Source organism: Pectobacterium colocasium (assembly GCF_020181655.1).
Classification (GTDB): Bacteria; Pseudomonadota; Gammaproteobacteria; order Enterobacterales; family Enterobacteriaceae; genus Pectobacterium; species Pectobacterium colocasium.
In genome coordinates, this window is the sequence record NZ_CP084032.1 from 2,952,347 (window position 1) to 2,970,869 (window position 18,523).

The following is an 18,523-nucleotide window of genomic DNA, read 5'->3' on the forward strand; positions in this document are numbered from 1 at the left end:
TCCCCAACAACACATCAGTGGTTACGGATGTAGTCATCCATATCGGTTTTCAGGTTATCGGATTTGGTACCGAAAATGGCCTGAACACCAGAACCTGCGACCACCACACCTGCTGCGCCCAATTTTTTCAGGCCAGCCTGATCCACTTTAGCCACATCGCCCACGCTCACGCGCAAGCGGGTGATGCAGGCATCCAGGTTAGTGATGTTGTCTTTACCACCAAATGCCGTTACCAGAGCGGCAGCCATTTCAGTACTGTCCTGCGAGGTTTGCTCAGATGCGCTATCTTCACGACCCGGTGTTTTCAGATTCAGTTTGGCAATCAGAACGCGGAAGATAGTGTAGTAAATCAGCGCATAGCACAGACCTACAATCGGGAACAGCCACAGTTTGCTGCCGTTGCCGCTCAGCACCACGAAGTCGATCAAGCCGTGAGAGAAGCTCGTACCATCACGCATACCCAGCAGGATACAGATTGGGAACGCCAGACCTGCCAGAATCGCATGGATGACATACAGGATCGGCGCAACAAACATGAATGAGAACTCAATTGGCTCAGTGATCCCCGTCAGGAACGAGGTCAGTGCCGCAGAGATCATGATACCGCCGACTTTCGCACGGTTCTCTGGTTTAGCCGAATGCCAGATAGCAATAGCCGCGGCTGGCAAACCATACATTTTAAACAGGAAGCCACCGGACAATTTACCTGCTTCCGGATCACCCGCAATATAACGTGGGATATCACCACGGAAAACCTGACCTGCCGCGTTAGTGAACTCACCGACTTGCATTTGGAAAGGTACGTTCCAGATATGGTGCAGACCAAACGGCACCAGAGAACGTTCAACGACCCCATAGATACCAAATGCTAACATCGGGTTCTCATTCGCCGCCCAATGTGAAAACGTTTGGATAGCGCTACCGACAGGTGGCCAGATGAAAGACAGCGCCGCACCAGTAACAATCGCCGTCAGGCCGGAAATAATCGGCACGAAGCGTTTACCGGCAAAGAAGCCCAGATACTCAGGCAGTTGGATGCGGTAGAAACGGTTAAACATATACGCGGCAATCGCACCGGCAATGATCCCGCCCAGAACACCGGTATCCGCCAGGTGCTTCGCCGTAATTTCGGCTGCCGGCAGATTAAGAACCAGCGGCGCAATCGCAGCCATGGTTTTTACCATGATGCCATAAGCCACCACCGCCGCCAGTGCGGAAACACCGTCGTTATTAGTGAAGCCGAGGGCAACACCAATAGCAAAAATCAGCGGCATGTTGGCAAACACCGAGTCACCGGCCTGTGCCATGACGCTGGAGACAATTTCAGGCAACCAGCTAAAATTGGCCGAACCGACACCCAGCAGAATACCTGCAATAGGGAGTACGGATACGGGCAGCATTAGCGACTTACCTACTTTTTGCAGGTTTGCGAATGCATTCTTGAACATAATTGAGTGTGCTCCTGAGTAATAGTGCTTTTACTTCTGATACTTCATATATAAGCAAAGGCGGGGAGGATAGCCTTTGCGAGTAGGGGTGTCTTAGCCCCCTTTAATTTTTACGCAGAGTAAAATAAATAGCGCCCACAATGTTTGATTGCTATCACGTTTCCACAAGCCAACAGGCTGAGATCGAACAGATATTGCACTTTTTTGTGATATCTCGCTAAAAAACACGTCCCCCCTGAAGAGGAAAAACCTGATCAAGGGGATTATCCAGCGCTATTAATTACACGGATAAAAAAAACTCGGCTATTTTCAGCCACTATTGCGCGGCGGTCAACCGAGCTGGATCGATGTGAAACAGGCGGGAAAAGTTTTCTGTCGTGGCGGCAGCAAGGGTTTCCAACGATGTGCCTTTCAGCACCGCGAGGTATTCCGCAACATCACGCACATACGCAGGCTGGTTTTCCTGCCCGCGGAATGGAACGGGCGCTAGCCAGGGGGAGTCCGTTTCAATCAGCATCCGATCCAGTGGCACGTAACGCGCGACGTCACGCAATTCCTCAGCATTACGGAACGTCACGATGCCGGAAAACGAGATATAGAATCCCATATCCAGCAGCGCTTTCGCCGTCGGCAAATCTTCGGTAAAACAGTGCAGAACACCACTGCATTTCTCCGCCTGTTCCTCACGCAGAATCGCTAACGTATCTTCACGGGCGGCACGTGTATGCACGATGACCGGTTTGTTCAGGTCATTGCCAATACGAATATGTTCGCGAAAGGATTCCTGCTGCTGGGCTTTAGTCTCTTGCTGATAGAAATAATCCAGACCCGTTTCCCCCATCGCCACCACGCGGCTGGCGCTGGCTAACTCACGCAGCTCGGTATAGTCATAGGGCGCTTCCTGATTAAGCGGATGAACGCCGCAGGAAAACGCCACATTATCGCGTTCGCCGATTAACTCCAGCATGGCGCGATAGCCGGGCAGCGTCGTCGCCACCGCCAGCAGGAAGCCAACATCGCGACGTTTCGCTTTCTCCAGTACGTCGGAGACATCTTTATGCAATGACTGATAATCCAGACCGTCAAGATGACAGTGGGAATCCACTAACAACATGATATTTACTCGATAGTAATTAAACAGAAAAAGGATGGCTGTCGCGCTTAACCGACGACGCAAACGTGCGTTCCCCATCAAGCAAGCGTTCCGTCAGCAATAGCTCACGATTTACCCCCGTGACGGTCAGCAATTTTTGTCGGCAGACCAGCCACTGTTGCAGTTCATACTGCAAATGTAGGGCAGGCTCGCGCGCCAAATGCTCAATCAGTTCGATCTGATCCTGATTCACCACATGCTCGCTCGCTCCCTGTTGCCACTTCATCGCATCCAGCAGTAGCGCAGTCAGCCAGTGAATGCGAACATCGGCATCGTCATGATTAAGCGGTGAAATCAGCGAAAGCTGATCCCGTGAAGTCAAGGCGGCAGAAAATGCCTGGCACAGCCCGATACGCTGTTTCCACTGCTCTGGTTGTAAGAGCGCCTCGGCGGCTAGCGGCGCACCCGATTGCAATCTCAATGCCGTGCGCAATGCCTTGCTGTCATAGCGATGACGAGCATTCAGCCACAGTACGCTCTGCGTTTCATTCGGGACATCCAGATAGTGATACAAACAACGGCTGCGCAACGTCGCCAACAACCGGGCTGGTTCACGGCAGCCAAACAAGAAGAAGGTATTCTGCGGCGGCTCTTCCAGCGTTTTCAGCAGCGCATTCGCCGCCGCCTCTGTCAGTTGCTCAGCAGCAGCCAGCCAGATCACTTTTGCTCCGCCCTGCCGGGAATGCTGATACACTTTTTCCACAACGTCACGCACCGGATCAACGCCCAGACTGTGCTTGCCTTTTTCCGGACTTAGCACATGCCAGTCCGGGTGCGTGCCCGCAGTCATCAGATTGCATGAGTGACAGTGCCCGCAGCTTTTCATCCCATCAGGCTGCTGGCAGATCAGCCAGCGACTCAGCGCATAAATCAGCGATTCATCGCCCATGCCCGGCAGCGCATGGAGCAACACGGCATGGTGTCCCCTGCCCGCCTGATATTGACCAATGAGCTGTCGGTAGGATGCATTCAGCCACGGGAACCAATCCATCAGCGCTGCTCCTGCGCAACAGGCGACAAGCCTTGTTGCTGTAGCCACTGCTGTAGCGCTGCCTGAATATCCGCACTGACGGCGTCAATAGACTGTGAAGCATCGATCGTCAGGATACTGTCGTCCTCCGCAGCCAGTTCCTGATAACGGGAACGGGTACGTTCAAAGAAAGCCAGCGACTCTTGCTCAATTCGATCCAACTCGCCCCGCTGGCGCGCGCGCTGCAAACCGATAGCGGGCGGCAAATCAAGATAGAGCGTCAGATCAGGGCGAAACTCACCCAGCACGGTATCGCGCAGTGAACGCAACAGTTGCTGATCGATCCCACGTCCACCGCCCTGATAAGCCTGTGAAGACAAATCGTGACGATCGCCGATAACCCATTGCCCGTTAGCCAGTGCGGGTTTGATGACATTATCCACCAGTTGAACTCTGGCGGCGTACAACATCAACACTTCCGCTTTGTCGGTAACCTTCTCATCCGTCATGCCTTGTTTGATAAGCTCGCGTAGCTTCTCTGCCAACGGCGTGCCACCGGGCTCGCGCGTAAACACGACTTCTTTCACGCCATGTGACCGCAGCGTTTCCACGACGATATCACGTGCGGTGGTCTTTCCCGCGCCTTCCAACCCTTCAATGACGATAAATTTACTGTTCATCCCGTTCCTTTAACGCTGAGCGGTATACCCTCACAGCACGATTATGGTCTGCAAGGTTAGTGGTAAAACTGTGTCCGCCTTTTCCATCCGCCACAAAATACAGGTATGACGTTTTGGCTGGGTGCGCAGCCGCATCTAATGAGGCTTTTCCCGGCATCGCGATTGGCGTTGGCGGCAAACCAGAAATAATATAGGTATTGTAAGGCGTCGGCGTGTCTAATGCTTTACGGGTTATCACGCCTTTATAGTCATCCCCCATGCCATAAATCACCGTGGGGTCAGTCTGCAAGCGCATCCCAAGCCGTAAACGATTGATAAAAACGGAAGCAACCTGAGTACGCTCTTCATTAATAGCCGTTTCTTTTTCAATGATTGAGGCCATCGTCAGCAATTCGTCTGGCGTTTTATACGGCAATCCGTTCTCGCGCCCTTTCCATACCTCATCCACCGTTTTTTTCATACGCTGATGCGCACGTTGCAGCAGCGCGCTGTCACTCGTACCCGCCGTGTATGAATAGGTATCAGGATAAAACCAGCCTTCAGGGTTCGCCTTATCGTTGATTTCCAACTGCGTGGCGATGTCCTGTTCCGTTTTATCGACGAGCGTATGCTTGATATAAGGCGCTTGTCGCAGCGTGGTTAACCACTCTTTCAAGCGTGAGCCTTCGACAAAACGGATGGAGAATTGTGCTTCTTTTCCGCTGGACAGTAACGCCAGCATCTCACGTACGGTCATTCCTGCTGTAAAGCGATACGTACCCGCTTTGAATTTCGCCAAATCAGGCTCAATACGCAGCAGCCACGGAAAAAATGTGCCATCGGTAATCACATGCTGTTCGAGAAGCAACGTTTCCAGCCCTTCTCTTCCCGTACCGGCCGGAAGCGTGAAAATGGTTTCCTTTTCGATAGCCAATGGAGAATCAGCAAAACGTTGCATTTTCTGCCACACGACCAACAACAGCAGAACAACGGCAGCGATAATCAGCAGACCAACTTTCTTTTTCTTCATAAATCAACCATCTACTAGCAGTCAGAACTCAGGAATCGATAAAGCTCTCGGGAGTGGTAACGCCAGACATGCGCCTGATTCACGGGGACTATCGGCATTAATGCATTACAAACCAGCACCTCGTCCGCATCGGACAGTGTGCTCATGGGTTCACTAACAATCTCTAGCTCAAAATCAGCCTCTGCCAGCGAGGCGATGATATGCTGCCGGGCAACACCATCCACACCTGACTGAGATACATCCGGCGTATAGACGTGATTCCCTTTGCGCCAGAATAAATTCGCGGCACAGCATTCCACTAGCGCACCAGAGGTGTCAAGTACGAGGGTCTCATCGGCTGAAGTCTGGTCAAGATGCGCACGAATCAGCACTTGCTCAAGCCGATTCAGATGTTTTATTCCCGCCAACAGCGGGTTTTTCGCGAGCGCCACGGGGCTAAGATTCAGGCTAATACCCTGTTCGCGCCAGCCAGCATAGTGAGTGGGATAACCTACCTGCATGACGATTCGGGTAGGTTGCATACAGCCCTGAGGGCTATAACCACGCCCGCCAGCACCACGCGTTAGCATCACTTTCACGACACCATCCGCCCGCCCCAGAGCAGCCTGTTTCATTTCTGCAATCAGGCTTTCCCACTCAACCATCGGGAATAACAAGCGTGTCGCGGCCTGTTGCAGCCGTGTGATATGTCGCTCAAGCCAGACAACCTCGCCAGCACTGACTCTGGCGGTCGTAAAACAGCCGTCGCCATATTGCGTCGCCCGATCGAGCACCGAAAGCTGTTCCTGTAACTGGCCATTAATCCACAACATAATAAGCTCCGCATCATTTATCATCGCCAGCTTGCCAGTAAAGCTGCGTTGCAGACAAGCAGGTGTGTCTGATTTTATGCAGGCAAAAAAAAACCCGGAAACCGGGTTTTTTTAAGACACTATTGCGATCAAATCTTACGGAAGATCAGAGAACCGTTGGTTCCGCCGAAGCCGAAAGAGTTGCACAATACATAGTCCATATTGCTGACCTGACGCGCCTCATGCGGCACAAAATCCAGATCGCAGCCTTCATCTGGATTGTCCAGATTGAGCGTTGGCGGAACGGCTTGATCGCGCAGAGCAAGAATACTGAAGATAGACTCCACCGCACCTGCCGCACCAAGCAAATGGCCCGTCATTGATTTTGTCGAGCTAACCAGCACGTGACTGGCGTTCTCGCCAAATACGGATTTCACCGCTTGTGCTTCCGCTTTATCTCCCGCTGGCGTAGAGGTGCCATGCGCGTTGATATAGCCGATCTGGCTCGTTGATACACCCGCATCACGCAGGGCGTTTTCCATCGCCAGTGCTGCACCCGAACCGTTCTCTGGCGGGGACGTCATATGATACGCATCGCTGCTCATGCCAAATCCAACAACTTCTGCATAGATTTTCGCACCGCGCTTTTTCGCGTGTTCATACTCTTCCAGCACCATGATGCCAGCACCGTCACCCAGTACAAAACCATCACGATCTTTATCCCACGGACGGCTTGCCGCCTGAGGATCGTCATTGCGCGTAGACAACGCACGAGCAGCACCGAATCCACCGACGCCTAGCGGCGTACTGGCTTTTTCTGCACCACCAGCCAGCATCACATCCGCATCGTTGTAAGCAATAATGCGCGCTGCCTGACCAATATTATGCACTCCAGACGTACAGGCTGTAGCGATAGAGATGCTCGGGCCACGCAGTCCGTACATGATAGTAAGATGCCCAGCCACCATATTGACGATGGTTGACGGCACGAAGAACGGACTGATTTTACGCGGGCCACCGTTCACCAGCGCGGTGTGGTTCTCTTCAATAAGACCCAGACCACCGATGCCAGAACCAATCGCCGCACCGATACGCGGCGCGTTCTCTTCCGTTACTTCCAAACCGGAATCCTGCATAGCCTGAACGCCAGCAGCAACACCGTATTGAATAAAGGCATCCATTTTGCGAGCTTCTTTACGCGAAATGAATTCCTCAGAATTAAAATCCTTTACTAAGCCAGCAAAACGCGTTGCATAGGCACTAGTATCGAAATGGTCGATCAGGCTGATACCACTCTGACCGGCAAGAAGAGCACTCCAGGTAGACTCAACTGTATTGCCGACAGGAGATAACATGCCCAGTCCGGTCACAACTACTCGACGCTTAGACACGCTTATCCTCCAGGGAGGGAAAAAAAGACACTGCGGGACAAAAAAACTTAGGCGGTCGAATGACCGCCTAGATATGTTCGCTTACTGCTGGTTAGCCTGAATGAAATCAATGGCTGCCTGAACAGTCGTGATTTTTTCAGCTTCTTCGTCTGGAATCTCAGTATCAAATTCTTCTTCCAGAGCCATTACCAGCTCAACAGTGTCAAGAGAATCAGCGCCGAGGTCATCAACGAAAGAAGCATTGTTTACGACTTCTTCCTGCTTAACACCAAGCTGTTCAACGATGATTTTCTTAACGCGTTCTTCGATAGTGCTCATACTCTTAAATTTCCTATCAAAACTCGCTTTCGCGATGGTTTTCGTAGTGTATAAAATGTTTGAAAATATGCAACAAAATCTCGGCTGGTCGAACCACGATTTTGTGCTATTTTGCGGTTATCACCGCAACTAATGCAAATAGTTTTCGAGCTTTTTAGATCATATACATGCCGCCATTGACATGCAATGTTTCGCCAGTAATGTAAGCAGCTTCATCAGAGGCTAAAAATACAACAGCACTGGCGATTTCTTTAGCATCACCGAGTCGGTTAGCTGGAACCTGCGTCAAAATGCCTGCTCGCTGTTCTTCTGTCAATGCCTGAGTCATATCTGTTTCGATAAATCCAGGCGCGACGACGTTGACCGTAATGCCACGAGAAGCCACTTCACGCGCGAGGGATTTGCTGAACCCAATCAGTCCGGCCTTCGCTGCAGCGTAGTTAGCTTGCCCTGCATTGCCCATCGTTCCTACAACAGAACCAATGGTAATGATACGGCCAAAACGTTTCTTCATCATGGCACGCATTACTGCTTTAGACATGCGGAATACCGACGTCAGATTGGTATCCAGAATATCCTGCCATTCATCATCTTTCATACGCATCAGCAGGTTATCACGCGTGATGCCCGCGTTATTGATAAGAATATCAACTTCCCCGAATTCCGCGCGAATATCTGCCAATACGCTTTCTACTGATGCTGCATCAGCAACATTCAGCATATAACCTTTACCGTTCTCACCCAGCCAACCGCTGATCGCTTCAGCACCTTTTTCGCTGGTTGCGGTACCAATGACTTTTGCCCCGCGGGCAACCAACGTCTCGGCGATGGCACGCCCTATACCACGGCTTGCACCGGTAACCAGTGCAATTTTCCCCTCAAAACTCATTGTCTTCTCCGTTCTTATTTCTCAATCGCCGCTGATAGAGAAGCAGGATCGTTCACCGCAGCTGCTGTCAGAGTATCGACGATTCGTTTGGTTAAGCCAGTTAATACTTTGCCCGGCCCGACTTCTAACAGTGACTCAACGCCCTGATAGGCCATGAATTCAACACAGTCCGTCCAGCGCACTGGGCAATAAAGCTGGCGTACCAGCGCATCGCGAATCGCTTCCGGTGTGGTTTCGATGCTCGCATCAACATTATTGACAACCGGGATGACCGGAGCATTAAACGTCACGGACTCCAGCGCAACAGCGAGTTTCTCCGCGGCTGGCTCCATCAGTGCACAGTGTGACGGTACGCTGACAGGCAGCGGCAGCGCACGTTTCGCCCCCGCGGCTTTACACGCTGCACCGGCACGCTCAACGGCGTCTTTATTGCCCGCAATCACCACCTGCCCCGGTGAGTTGAAGTTTACCGGAGAGACCACCTGCCCTTGCGCGGATTCTTCACACGCTTTGGCAATGGCGTCGTTATCAAGCCCGATAATGGCGTACATCGCACCGGTTCCTTCCGGTACCGCTTCCTGCATCAATTTGCCACGCAGTTCAACCAAACGGACAGCCTGTTGGAAATCCAGAACGCCAGCACAAACCAGCGCGGAATATTCACCAAGGCTATGACCAGACATCAGAGCAGGCGTTTTCCCCCCCAATTGCTGCCAGACACGCCAGATAGCAACAGAAGCAGTCAGTAACGCAGGCTGCGTCTGCCAGGTTTTATTCAACTCTTCCGCTGGCCCTTGCTGAGTGAGCTGCCATAAGTCATAACCTAACGCTTCAGAAGCCTGAGCAAACGTTTCAGTGACGATCGGGTGGTCTGCCGCCAGTTCAGCCAACATACCTACCGTCTGCGATCCCTGACCGGGAAACACCATTGCAAATTGCGTCATATCACAATCCTGTTTAATTAAAAACGAACCAGCGCGGAGCCCCAGGTAAAACCGCCGCCGAAGGCTTCAAGCAGCACCAGTTGCCCTGGTTTAATGCGCCCATCGCGCACGGCTTCATCAAGCGCTGAAGGTACGGAAGCCGCGGAGGTATTACCATGACGATCCAGCGTCACAACCACCTTGTCCATCCCCATGCCCAGCTTTTTCGCCGTAGCGCTGATGATTCGCAGGTTAGCCTGATGAGGCACCAGCCAGTCTAATTCACTTTTGTCCAGTTGAGCCGCTTGCAGCGTTTCCTCAACAATATGTGCCAGTTCAGTCACGGCCACTTTAAAGACTTCATTACCCGCCATAGTCAGGTAAGCAGGCGTATCCGCATGGCTACGAGCCTGATTAGGTAGAGCCAACAGTTCACCATAGCGCCCATCGGCATGCAGATGGGTAGAAAGAATGCCCGGCTGCTCTGATGGCGTTAACAATACAGCGCCTGCGCCATCACCGAATAAAATCAGCGTGCCGCGATCTTCAGGATCCAATGTCCGAGACAGCGTATCGGAACCGATCACCAGCGCGTATTTCACCGCACCATTTTTAACGTATTGATCGGCAACGCTCAATGCATAGGTAAAACCGGCACAGGCGGCGGCCAAATCGAAGGCGATCGTATCTTTGATCCCTAACAGCTGCTGAATCTGGCAGGCAGAGCTCGGGAAAGCATGGCTTGATGATGTTGTAGCAACAATCAGAAGGCCGACTTCAGAAGGATCGACATTTGCCATTTCCAGCGCGTTCTGCGCGGCACGGTATCCCATGGTCGCAACGTTTTCATCCGGCGCAGCAATTCGGCGCTCACGGATTCCAGTACGTGTGACGATCCATTCGTCCGTCGTTTCCACCATCTTTTCTAAATCAGCGTTCGTCCTGATTTGCTCAGGCAGGTAACTGCCCGTTCCGATTATTTTTGTATACATGTACGCTTAGTCACTCTTGGGTAATACCGCTTCTAGACGGGCGGCAATCCGGTCGGGAAGCTGCCGCCGTACCGTCTGCATTGCCTGTTCAATAGCAACCGCAAACGCTCTCTGGTTTGCTGCACCATGGCTTTTGATTACAGTTCCCCGCAATCCTAGCAGGCATGCGCCATTATATTGATCGGGGTTCAAATGACCGAAACGCTTTGATAAGCGCTTTTGTAACAAACGTCCCAGCCATTTCAACCACCAGGACCGTTTTTGTGTTTGCCCAGGGCCTGAGGCTGGCGATTTCAGCAGTGACAGGAACATCCTTACCACGCCTTCCACCGTTTTCAGTGTGACATTACCCACAAAGCCATCACAGACCATCACATCCGTTTTCCCAGTCAGCAGATCGTTGCCTTCCAGATAACCGATATAATTTATTGATGGTGCCTCTTTTAACTGTGCTGCTGCTTCACGGATAGTGCTCAGCCCTTTGCTTTCTTCTTCACCAATATTCAACAACGCGACTCGGGGATTCTTCAGCTCCAGCACTTCTTCTGCCATCACTGAACCCATCACGGCAAACTGAACCAGCATTGTGCTATCGCAATCGACATTCGCCCCCAGATCCAACACGACAGTCTTTCCGTGCTGCTGATGAGGTAAGACTGACACCAATGCCGGTCGTTCAATACCTTCAAGTGGCTTAATCAGGAGCTTAGCCAGCCCCATAAGCGCACCCGTGTTGCCTGCGCTTACACAGGCCTGTGCCTTGCCGTCTTTAATCAACTCAAGCGCAATGCGCATCGAAGTGCCACGACTCGCACGAATAGCCTGCGACGGCCTCGCATCACTCGCAATAACCGACTCCGCCGGAACAACTTCTAAGCGGGAAAGTAAATCAGAATCGACTTTGGCAAGTAATGGTGTAATCGCAGCAGGATCGCCGACTAATAACAAATTGAGAGCTGGATTAGAAGCCAGTGCCTGCAATGCAGCAGGCACTGTTACGCAGGGACCAAAATCCCCGCCCATCGCATCTAACGCCAGAGTTAGGCGTGTCAAGGTATTGCCTTGCAAATAATTCGCAAGAATTACTTAGCAATAACCTTGCGACCGCGGTAGTAACCATCCGCAGTGATGTGGTGACGCAGGTGAGTTTCGCCAGAAACTTTATCTACGGATACAGAAGAGGTAGTCAGCGCATCGTGTGAACGACGCATACCACGTTTGGAACGGCTAGGTTTGTTTTGTTGTACGGCCATGGACCTTACTCCTTAATTACTTACGCTTTAAACTGGCTAATACGGCAAACGGATTTGGTTTTTCCGCCTCTTCAGGCAGTTGGCCAAACACCATGTCCGCTTCGGACACTTCACAGTGTTCAGAATCATGCACCGGGGCGATAGGCAACATCAGAATAATTTCATCTTCAATCATTGCCAGCAGATCGACTTCGCCAAACTCATCAACGCCGATCGGCTCATACGCTTCCGGTAACGCTTCGGCCTGCTCATCATTGACGACCGGGCTAAAACAGAATGTCGCATGGACTTGATGCTCAAACGGCTTTCCGCAACGTTGACACATCAGTGTGACCGTAACATCGGCGTTACCGTCGATCACTGCCAGACGCTGATTATCAATATTGAAAGATAAAGAGACCTGAACATCACTATCCACACTCACCACTGATTCGGCAACACGCTCTACTTGTTCCGGCGAATAGACACCAACGTAATCTAAACGCTTCTGAGCAGTGCGGACCGCATCAAGGGTTAAGGGTAATTTTACCTTTTGCATAGGGCGCGCATATTAACGTCGTAACGACATAGAGTCAAAGAAAAAGGCAGTGAGGCACCACCTTTCACCAATATTCGCTTCCAGAGCGGCGAACAGTTTAAAATGCCTTTCATCATTACGCTACGGTTTATCAAAAAATTATGCAGCAGATTGTTCTTGCCTCAACCTCACCTTATCGTCGCGCCTTATTGGACAAGCTGGCGATCCCCTTTGTTTGCGCGGCACCGGACATTGATGAAACACCACACCCAGATGAAAGCGCCGTCGATCTTGTAATCCGCCTTGCTGAAAACAAAGCTAAAGCGTTGGCCACGCACTACCCCAATCACCTGATTATCGGCTCCGATCAGGTTTGCGTTCTGGGGAATACCATTACAGGAAAACCACATAATAAGGTTAACGCGACGCGGCAGTTACAAGAGGCCAGCGGGAAATGTGTTTCCTTTTTTACCGGTTTAGCACTTTTCAATAGCGCGACGCACGAAATACAGAGCATCGCTGAGCCATTTGATGTGCATTTTAGAACGCTAACGGAAACGGAAATTGATGGCTATCTGGAGAAAGAGCAGCCATGGAACTGTGCAGGCAGCTTCAAAAGCGAAGGGCTGGGGATTGCCCTTTTTGAGCGATTATCCGGGCGCGATCCCAATACGCTCATTGGGTTACCATTGATCGCGCTGATTCAGATGCTACAAAAGGAAGGCATTAACCCTTTGACGGCATAATACCAATCGGGATAGCACAATGACGCGCTATCCCGACAGATAAAAGCATTAGGTATCAGCAGTTACGCTTTTGTCTTGCGCAGCGCCTGAAGACAGCGACGTAGTCCGCTATCCAATGGCGCTTCGATTCTCAGCGTCTCGCCAGTATTCGGGTGCTCAAAACGCAGCGCCTGCGCATGCAAGAACAAACGTTTTAAACCGGTGTCCGCCAGCTGTTCATCGAACTCCCGATCGCCATAACGGTCATCAAGTGCTATCGGATGCCCGGCATACTGAGTATGTACACGAATTTGATGCGTACGTCCGGTGACGGGGCTTGCTCTCACCAGAGTCGCATGCTCAAAACGCTCTTCTACCTTAAAGCGCGTTTCCGACGGCTTACCTTCGCTGTTAACACGCACGACGCGCTCACCGCTTTGCAGAATGTTTTTCAACAGCGGCGCCTGAACAACCTTACAGTGGGACTGCCATTGTCCACGAACCAGCGCCAGGTAATCTTTTTGCATGCCTTTTAGCCGCAGTTGTTCATGCAGAGAACGCAAAGCCGAGCGTTTTTTTGCTACCAGCAAAACGCCTGACGTATCGCGATCGAGGCGGTGTACCAACTCCAGAAAGCGAGCTTCCGGGCGTAAAGCACGCAGCCCTTCAATCACGCCGAAGCTCAGACCGCTTCCGCCATGCACGGCGGTACCTGAGGGCTTATTGAGCACCAGCAGGTAATCATCTTCGTAAATAATGCACTCGGCCAACGCCGCCACTTTACCAAGACTCGCAGAAACAGGCGTTTCATCACGTTCTGCCTGTCGAATAGGCGGAATACGAATGACATCGCCGTCGAGCAATTTATACTCAGGCTTGACCCGTTTCTTATTTACCCTTACCTCGCCTTTACGCAAGATACGGTAAACCATGCTTTTAGGCACACCCTTTAAGTGGGTATGCAAAAAGTTATCGACGCGCTGCCCGGCTTCATCTGCGGAGATCGTCACAAATTGTACTGAAGGATTATCTGTTTTCATGATGCGCGATTCTAAATAGAGCAACCCGATAGCGCCACTTCTTTTTCTGTGCTTAACTGTGTGTCTGACTTATGAAGATATTGTTGCACTCTGCTAAATAGCGTGGCTGCCAGATAACACGGGTAAGTAACGGGTGAATTGCGTTGTAGCATCAAACCCTGCTCGTTTTGCTGATAACGACAGAACTATCTTTATACAGACAGGCAAAGTCACCTTGCTATAACGGTATCAGCAGTGGAATAATGCTTTTGCGTTTCCCACGCGGATTTCCGATAAAACAAGGGGAAATTGCGAAATTATTAAATTTGCCTGATGACGCACACACGCAGCAATGGCGTAAGACGTAATGCGAAATCAAGCAGTTAGCGGGCTGCGGATTGCAGCTTGGCCGGCAAATGGAATCAGATCTGGCGACATTATTCAGAAGCTGTTCCCTCAGTAAATGCGCTGTTTTCCATCAGGAAACACAGGCTACCGAAACATGCGTCTCTATGCAGGCGACAACCGGGAGGTTGACGTCCCTGCGATAAGCCACGAGGCCATCGGTTCACTCCGGTCATGCGGTTCTTTTGTCCGCAGCTCTATCAATAATGCAAGTAAAAATAACGAGTAAGTTGAAGATGAAAAGAATGTTAATTAACGCAACTCAGCAGGAAGAGTTGCGTGTTGCCTTGGTTGATGGTCAACGGCTGTATGATTTGGATATCGAAAGTCCGGGTCATGAGCAGAAGAAAGCAAATATCTACAAAGGTAAAATCACTCGTATCGAACCCAGTCTTGAAGCGGCTTTTGTTGATTACGGCGCAGAAAGGCATGGTTTCCTCCCTCTTAAAGAAATCGCCCGCGAATACTTCCCCAGCAACTATGCTTCCCATGGTCGTCCTAACATTAAGGACGTGTTACGTGAAGGTCAGGAAGTCATTGTTCAGGTAGACAAAGAAGAGCGTGGCAACAAAGGCGCAGCGCTGACTACCTTTATCAGCCTGGCGGGTAGCTATCTGGTCTTAATGCCGAATAACCCGCGCGCCGGTGGAATCTCCCGTCGCATCGAAGGTGACGATCGTACCGAGCTCAAAGAAGCACTGGGTTCGCTGCAACTGCCTGATGGCATGGGTCTCATTGTTCGCACCGCGGGTGTGGGTAAATCCGCTGAAGCCCTGCAATGGGATCTGGCTTTCCGTCTGAAACACTGGGACGCGATCAAAAAAGCCGCCGAAGGCCGTCCTGCACCGTTCCTGATTCATCAGGAAAGTAACGTGATTGTCCGCGCTTTCCGTGACTATCTGCGCCCGGACATTGGCGAAATTCTGATTGATAACCCCAAAATTCTCGATCTGGCGAAAGAACACATTTCTGCGCTAGGTCGTCCTGATTTCAGCAGCAAAATCAAACTGTACAGTGGTGAAATCCCGCTTTTCAGCCACTATCAGATTGAATCGCAGATCGAATCGGCTTTCCAGCGTGAGGTTCGCCTGCCGTCCGGCGGTTCTATCGTTATCGATACCACCGAAGCGCTGACGGCGATTGATATTAACTCCGCCCGTGCAACGCGCGGTGGTGATATTGAAGAAACCGCGTTTAATACCAATCTTGAAGCCGCAGACGAAATTGCCCGCCAATTGCGCCTGCGTGACCTCGGCGGCCTGATCGTTATCGACTTTATCGATATGACTCCGGTTCGCCACCAGCGTGAAGTGGAAAACCGCCTGCGCGACTCCGTACGTCAGGATCGTGCGCGTATTCAGATTGGCCGTATTTCCCGCTTCGGCCTGCTGGAAATGTCGCGTCAGCGCCTGAGTCCGTCACTGGGTGAATCCAGCCATCACGTCTGTCCACGCTGTAGCGGGACGGGTACGATTCGTGACAATGAATCACTTTCGCTGTCCATTCTTCGCCTTATTGAAGAAGAAGCACTGAAAGAAAATACCAAAGAAGTCCACGCGATTGTTCCAGTCCAGATTGCTTCTTATCTGCTGAACGAGAAGCGTGATGCCGTTAACGCCATTGAGAAACGTCAAGGCGGTGTCCGCGCGGTCATCGTGCCACACGACGGCATGCAAACCCCGCACTACTCCGTTGTTCGCGTCCGTAAAGGCGAAGAAAAACCAACGCTCAGCTATCTGCTGCCTCAGCGTTTGGAAACGGAAACACAGCAACAGCAAGACGAACAGACGATTGAGCGTAAACAGCCAGAGCAACCTGCTTTAGCGACGTTTACCATGGCAGAAATGCCTGCGGAAACCGCACCATCGGTAACCAAAGCGGCACCTGCTGCAGCGAAACCTGCGGAAGTCGCTCAACCAGGCCTCATCAGCCGTTTCTTCAGCGCCTTAAAAAGCGCCTTTGCTTCTGAACCCGCAGTAAAAGCAGCGGATAGCGTTGACGAGAAGAAGGCCGAAGAAGAGAAATCTGCTGAAGGCCAGCGTTCTGAGCGCCGTAATTCACGCCGTCAGGGTAATAATCGCCGCGATCGTGGTTCTCGTGACAATCGTGACAATCGTGAACAGCGTGATGAGCAGCGCCGTAATAAGCGACAGAACGAGGAAGTGGTTGCGGAAAACGCGGAGAAAACCAGTTCAGAAGAGCAGCCGCGCCGTGAACCACGTGCTGAGCGCCAGCGTCGTCGTCAGGACGAGCGCCGTCAGGCTTCTAATGAGGCAAAAGTTCAGCCAGCGGTTGATGATTCCGATGACAACGCAGCCGAGCAGGATAAACCGGCTCAGGTTATGCCGCGTCGCCAACGCCGCCAACTGACGCAGAAAGTACGCGTTCAGTCCGACGCTCAGCCGGATACCCTCTCCGATAGCACAACACCTGCCGCTGTTCCATCTGAGCAGGCTCAATCTTACGTCAAGCCAAACGATGCTGCGGTAGACAATAACGAGATCGATAACGAGCAAAACGACGCAAATCGTGCCAACGCCGAGAATGGCGGTATGCCACGTCGTTCACGTCGCTCGCCGCGTCATCTGCGCGTCAGCGGTCAACGTCGTCGTCGCTATCGTGATGAACGCTACCCGTCCCAGTCACCGATGCAATTGGAATTTGCTGCCGCGTCGCCAGAAATGGCATCAGGGAAAGTGTGGGTTAGCTACCCTGTTGCGCAGCAGGCTGAAAACCAACCGCAGGACGAAAACGTTGCAGCGATTGAAACACCACTGTTACCTGCCGTCGTTGAAGCCGTAGTGACGACACCGTCAGATACAGCGGAATCCAACGCAGTGGAAAACGTGGTGGTAGCTGAAGCTGTCGCTCAGGAAGACGCTGTTGTCACCGCAACAGCACAATCTGCCGACGTGATTCAGGATAGCAATGTCGCCAATATCGAGGTGAGTGCCGCAGACGAAGAAACTGTTGTCGAGCCTGTTACCGAAAGCACCGCGATCGATGATGCTATCGCTGCGGTTGCCGTGAGTGCTGTTGAGGAAGCAAAAGCTGTGGATACGGCTCTGGCGACTGAAGACGCGCAGATCGCTGAACCTGTTGCGACTGCAAGCACAGTCGATGAAACGGTCGTGGCTGACGATGTCGTTACAGAAGCGGCAGCAGAAGACAAACAGGTGGATAGCATCGCTGATGCAATCGAGAACGCAGATGTGGCAGTTCCCGTTGCTACTCCAGCGGTTTCCGCAGTACAAGAAACCATCGCGCCACAAAACGTCCAGGATAACCCCGTAGCCACGACGATCAGCGCACAGCCGATTGTGGCAGAACCTGTATCGAGCGTAACAAAAGCAGCAACCGTTGCTGAGCAACCTCGCTATAAGTTCCATGCGACAGCGCCAATGACTAAAGCGCCAGCGCCGGCATACCACGCGGAACCTGCCCGACACAGTGATTGGGTTCGCCCTGCCTATCCGTTCTCTGGAAAAGGTTCGGCAGGTGGCCATTCCGCAGTTAATCAGTCAACTGCGCCAGCAACCAAGCCTACTCCAGTCAGCGAGTAGTCCTGATTCCTATAGACAAACACCCGCCAAATTGGCGGGTGTTTTTTTATGCACTAACTGTTGTTAGCCTAAAAAATTCAATAGTTTGATATCTACACTGTCCGTTTTACCATCCAGCTCAGCCAACAGGTTCTTGAAGTGCTCGCTCTGCTCATGTGATGTCAACGCCTCTCGATCTTTCCAGCGCTCGAAGAACACAAACGAACCCGCTTTATCTACGACTTCATGCAGATCGTACTGCACATTACCTGTTTCCTGTCGGCTAGGTGCCACCACACGTTTTAGCGTTGCGGCAACGTCTGCAATAAACTCTGCTTTTGCCTGAATGGTGGCGACAATACGAATTTCCATATACATCCCTTATTTATCAATGAAAAGATAATACTATCAGATGCCAATCTACGGTTAATTTCAAGCATTCATCAACAAACGGATGCATTCGAATGGCTTTACGCTTATCCTTATCCCCCGCCGTAT

18 protein-coding genes are annotated in these 18,523 nt (G+C 51.6%); 2 read left to right on the plus strand and 16 right to left on the minus strand.

The window, feature by feature from the left end:
• Window positions 1–14: 14 nt before the first annotated feature.
• From ptsG to yceD, 14 genes are all read right to left on the minus strand, one after another.
• Window positions 15–1,448: a PTS glucose transporter subunit IIBC gene (ptsG, locus tag LCF41_RS13205; protein ID WP_225085007.1), complete on the minus strand. Its 1,434-nt coding sequence runs from the start codon at window positions 1,446–1,448 to the stop codon at window positions 15–17.
• Between the two features lie 316 nt (window positions 1,449–1,764).
• Entirely contained in the window at window positions 1,765–2,562 is a 798-nt protein-coding gene (locus tag LCF41_RS13210) for a metal-dependent hydrolase (RefSeq protein ID WP_225085008.1), read from the minus strand.
• 19 nt (window positions 2,563–2,581) lie between these two features.
• A complete protein-coding gene (gene holB / locus LCF41_RS13215) occupies window positions 2,582–3,592 on the minus strand; it encodes a DNA polymerase III subunit delta' (protein WP_225085009.1) in 1,011 nt (336 codons plus the stop codon).
• On the minus strand, window positions 3,592–4,251 hold the full coding sequence (gene tmk / locus LCF41_RS13220) for a dTMP kinase (RefSeq protein ID WP_225085010.1): 660 nt from the start codon (window positions 4,249–4,251) through the stop codon (window positions 3,592–3,594). The genes holB and tmk overlap by 1 nt, the downstream gene beginning before the upstream one ends.
• Window positions 4,241–5,260: an endolytic transglycosylase MltG gene (mltG, locus tag LCF41_RS13225; protein ID WP_225085011.1), complete on the minus strand. Its 1,020-nt coding sequence runs from the start codon at window positions 5,258–5,260 to the stop codon at window positions 4,241–4,243. Before mltG ends, tmk begins: the two co-directional genes overlap by 11 nt.
• 14 nt (window positions 5,261–5,274) lie before the next feature.
• Window positions 5,275–6,072: an aminodeoxychorismate lyase gene (gene pabC / locus LCF41_RS13230; RefSeq protein ID WP_225085012.1), complete on the minus strand. Its 798-nt coding sequence runs from the start codon at window positions 6,070–6,072 to the stop codon at window positions 5,275–5,277.
• A 128-nt stretch (window positions 6,073–6,200) separates the two neighbouring features.
• The gene (gene fabF / locus LCF41_RS13235) at window positions 6,201–7,442 is read right to left on the minus strand and encodes a beta-ketoacyl-ACP synthase II (RefSeq protein ID WP_225085013.1); all 1,242 of its coding nucleotides are present in this window, start codon (window positions 7,440–7,442) and stop codon (window positions 6,201–6,203) included.
• Between the two features lie 81 nt (window positions 7,443–7,523).
• Window positions 7,524–7,760 carry an acyl carrier protein gene (gene acpP, locus LCF41_RS13240; protein ID WP_005970506.1) on the minus strand — a complete coding sequence of 79 codons (237 nt, stop codon included), beginning with the start codon at window positions 7,758–7,760 and terminating at the stop codon, window positions 7,524–7,526.
• 154 nt (window positions 7,761–7,914) lie between these two features.
• Window positions 7,915–8,649 carry a 3-oxoacyl-ACP reductase FabG gene (gene fabG / locus LCF41_RS13245; protein ID WP_225085014.1) on the minus strand — a complete coding sequence of 245 codons (735 nt, stop codon included), beginning with the start codon at window positions 8,647–8,649 and terminating at the stop codon, window positions 7,915–7,917.
• Window positions 8,650–8,663: 14 nt separating this feature from the next.
• Complete coding sequence (gene fabD, locus LCF41_RS13250; RefSeq protein WP_225085015.1) at window positions 8,664–9,593, minus strand: ACP S-malonyltransferase; 930 nt, start codon at window positions 9,591–9,593, stop codon at window positions 8,664–8,666.
• A gap of 17 nt (window positions 9,594–9,610) precedes the next feature.
• Window positions 9,611–10,564 (minus strand): beta-ketoacyl-ACP synthase III, encoded by a 954-nt coding sequence (locus LCF41_RS13255; protein ID WP_225085016.1) that lies wholly within the window; start codon window positions 10,562–10,564, stop codon window positions 9,611–9,613.
• Window positions 10,565–10,570: 6 nt separating this feature from the next.
• Window positions 10,571–11,617 carry a phosphate acyltransferase PlsX gene (gene plsX, locus LCF41_RS13260; RefSeq protein WP_225085017.1) on the minus strand — a complete coding sequence of 349 codons (1,047 nt, stop codon included), beginning with the start codon at window positions 11,615–11,617 and terminating at the stop codon, window positions 10,571–10,573.
• 29 nt (window positions 11,618–11,646) lie between these two features.
• A complete protein-coding gene (rpmF, locus tag LCF41_RS13265; protein WP_011093369.1) occupies window positions 11,647–11,817 on the minus strand; it encodes a 50S ribosomal protein L32 in 171 nt (56 codons plus the stop codon).
• Between the two features lie 16 nt (window positions 11,818–11,833).
• Window positions 11,834–12,355 carry a 23S rRNA accumulation protein YceD gene (gene yceD / locus LCF41_RS13270; protein ID WP_225085018.1) on the minus strand — a complete coding sequence of 174 codons (522 nt, stop codon included), beginning with the start codon at window positions 12,353–12,355 and terminating at the stop codon, window positions 11,834–11,836.
• Between the two features lie 140 nt (window positions 12,356–12,495).
• On the opposite strand from yceD, the gene LCF41_RS13275 reads away from it, so the two are divergent.
• The gene (locus tag LCF41_RS13275) at window positions 12,496–13,080 is read left to right on the plus strand and encodes a Maf family protein (protein ID WP_225085019.1); all 585 of its coding nucleotides are present in this window, start codon (window positions 12,496–12,498) and stop codon (window positions 13,078–13,080) included.
• 62 nt (window positions 13,081–13,142) lie between these two features.
• Here the strand turns inward: LCF41_RS13275 and rluC are convergent, their stop codons facing one another.
• Complete coding sequence (gene rluC, locus LCF41_RS13280) at window positions 13,143–14,099, minus strand: 23S rRNA pseudouridine(955/2504/2580) synthase RluC (protein ID WP_225085020.1); 957 nt, start codon at window positions 14,097–14,099, stop codon at window positions 13,143–13,145.
• Between the two features lie 620 nt (window positions 14,100–14,719).
• On the opposite strand from rluC, the gene rne reads away from it, so the two are divergent.
• Window positions 14,720–18,046 (plus strand): ribonuclease E, encoded by a 3,327-nt coding sequence (gene rne, locus LCF41_RS13285; RefSeq protein WP_225085021.1) that lies wholly within the window; start codon window positions 14,720–14,722, stop codon window positions 18,044–18,046.
• 63 nt (window positions 18,047–18,109) lie between these two features.
• On the opposite strand, the gene LCF41_RS13290 is transcribed toward rne, so the two are convergent.
• On the minus strand, window positions 18,110–18,397 hold the full coding sequence (locus tag LCF41_RS13290) for a putative quinol monooxygenase (protein WP_225085022.1): 288 nt from the start codon (window positions 18,395–18,397) through the stop codon (window positions 18,110–18,112).
• Window positions 18,398–18,523: the final 126 nt, after the last annotated feature.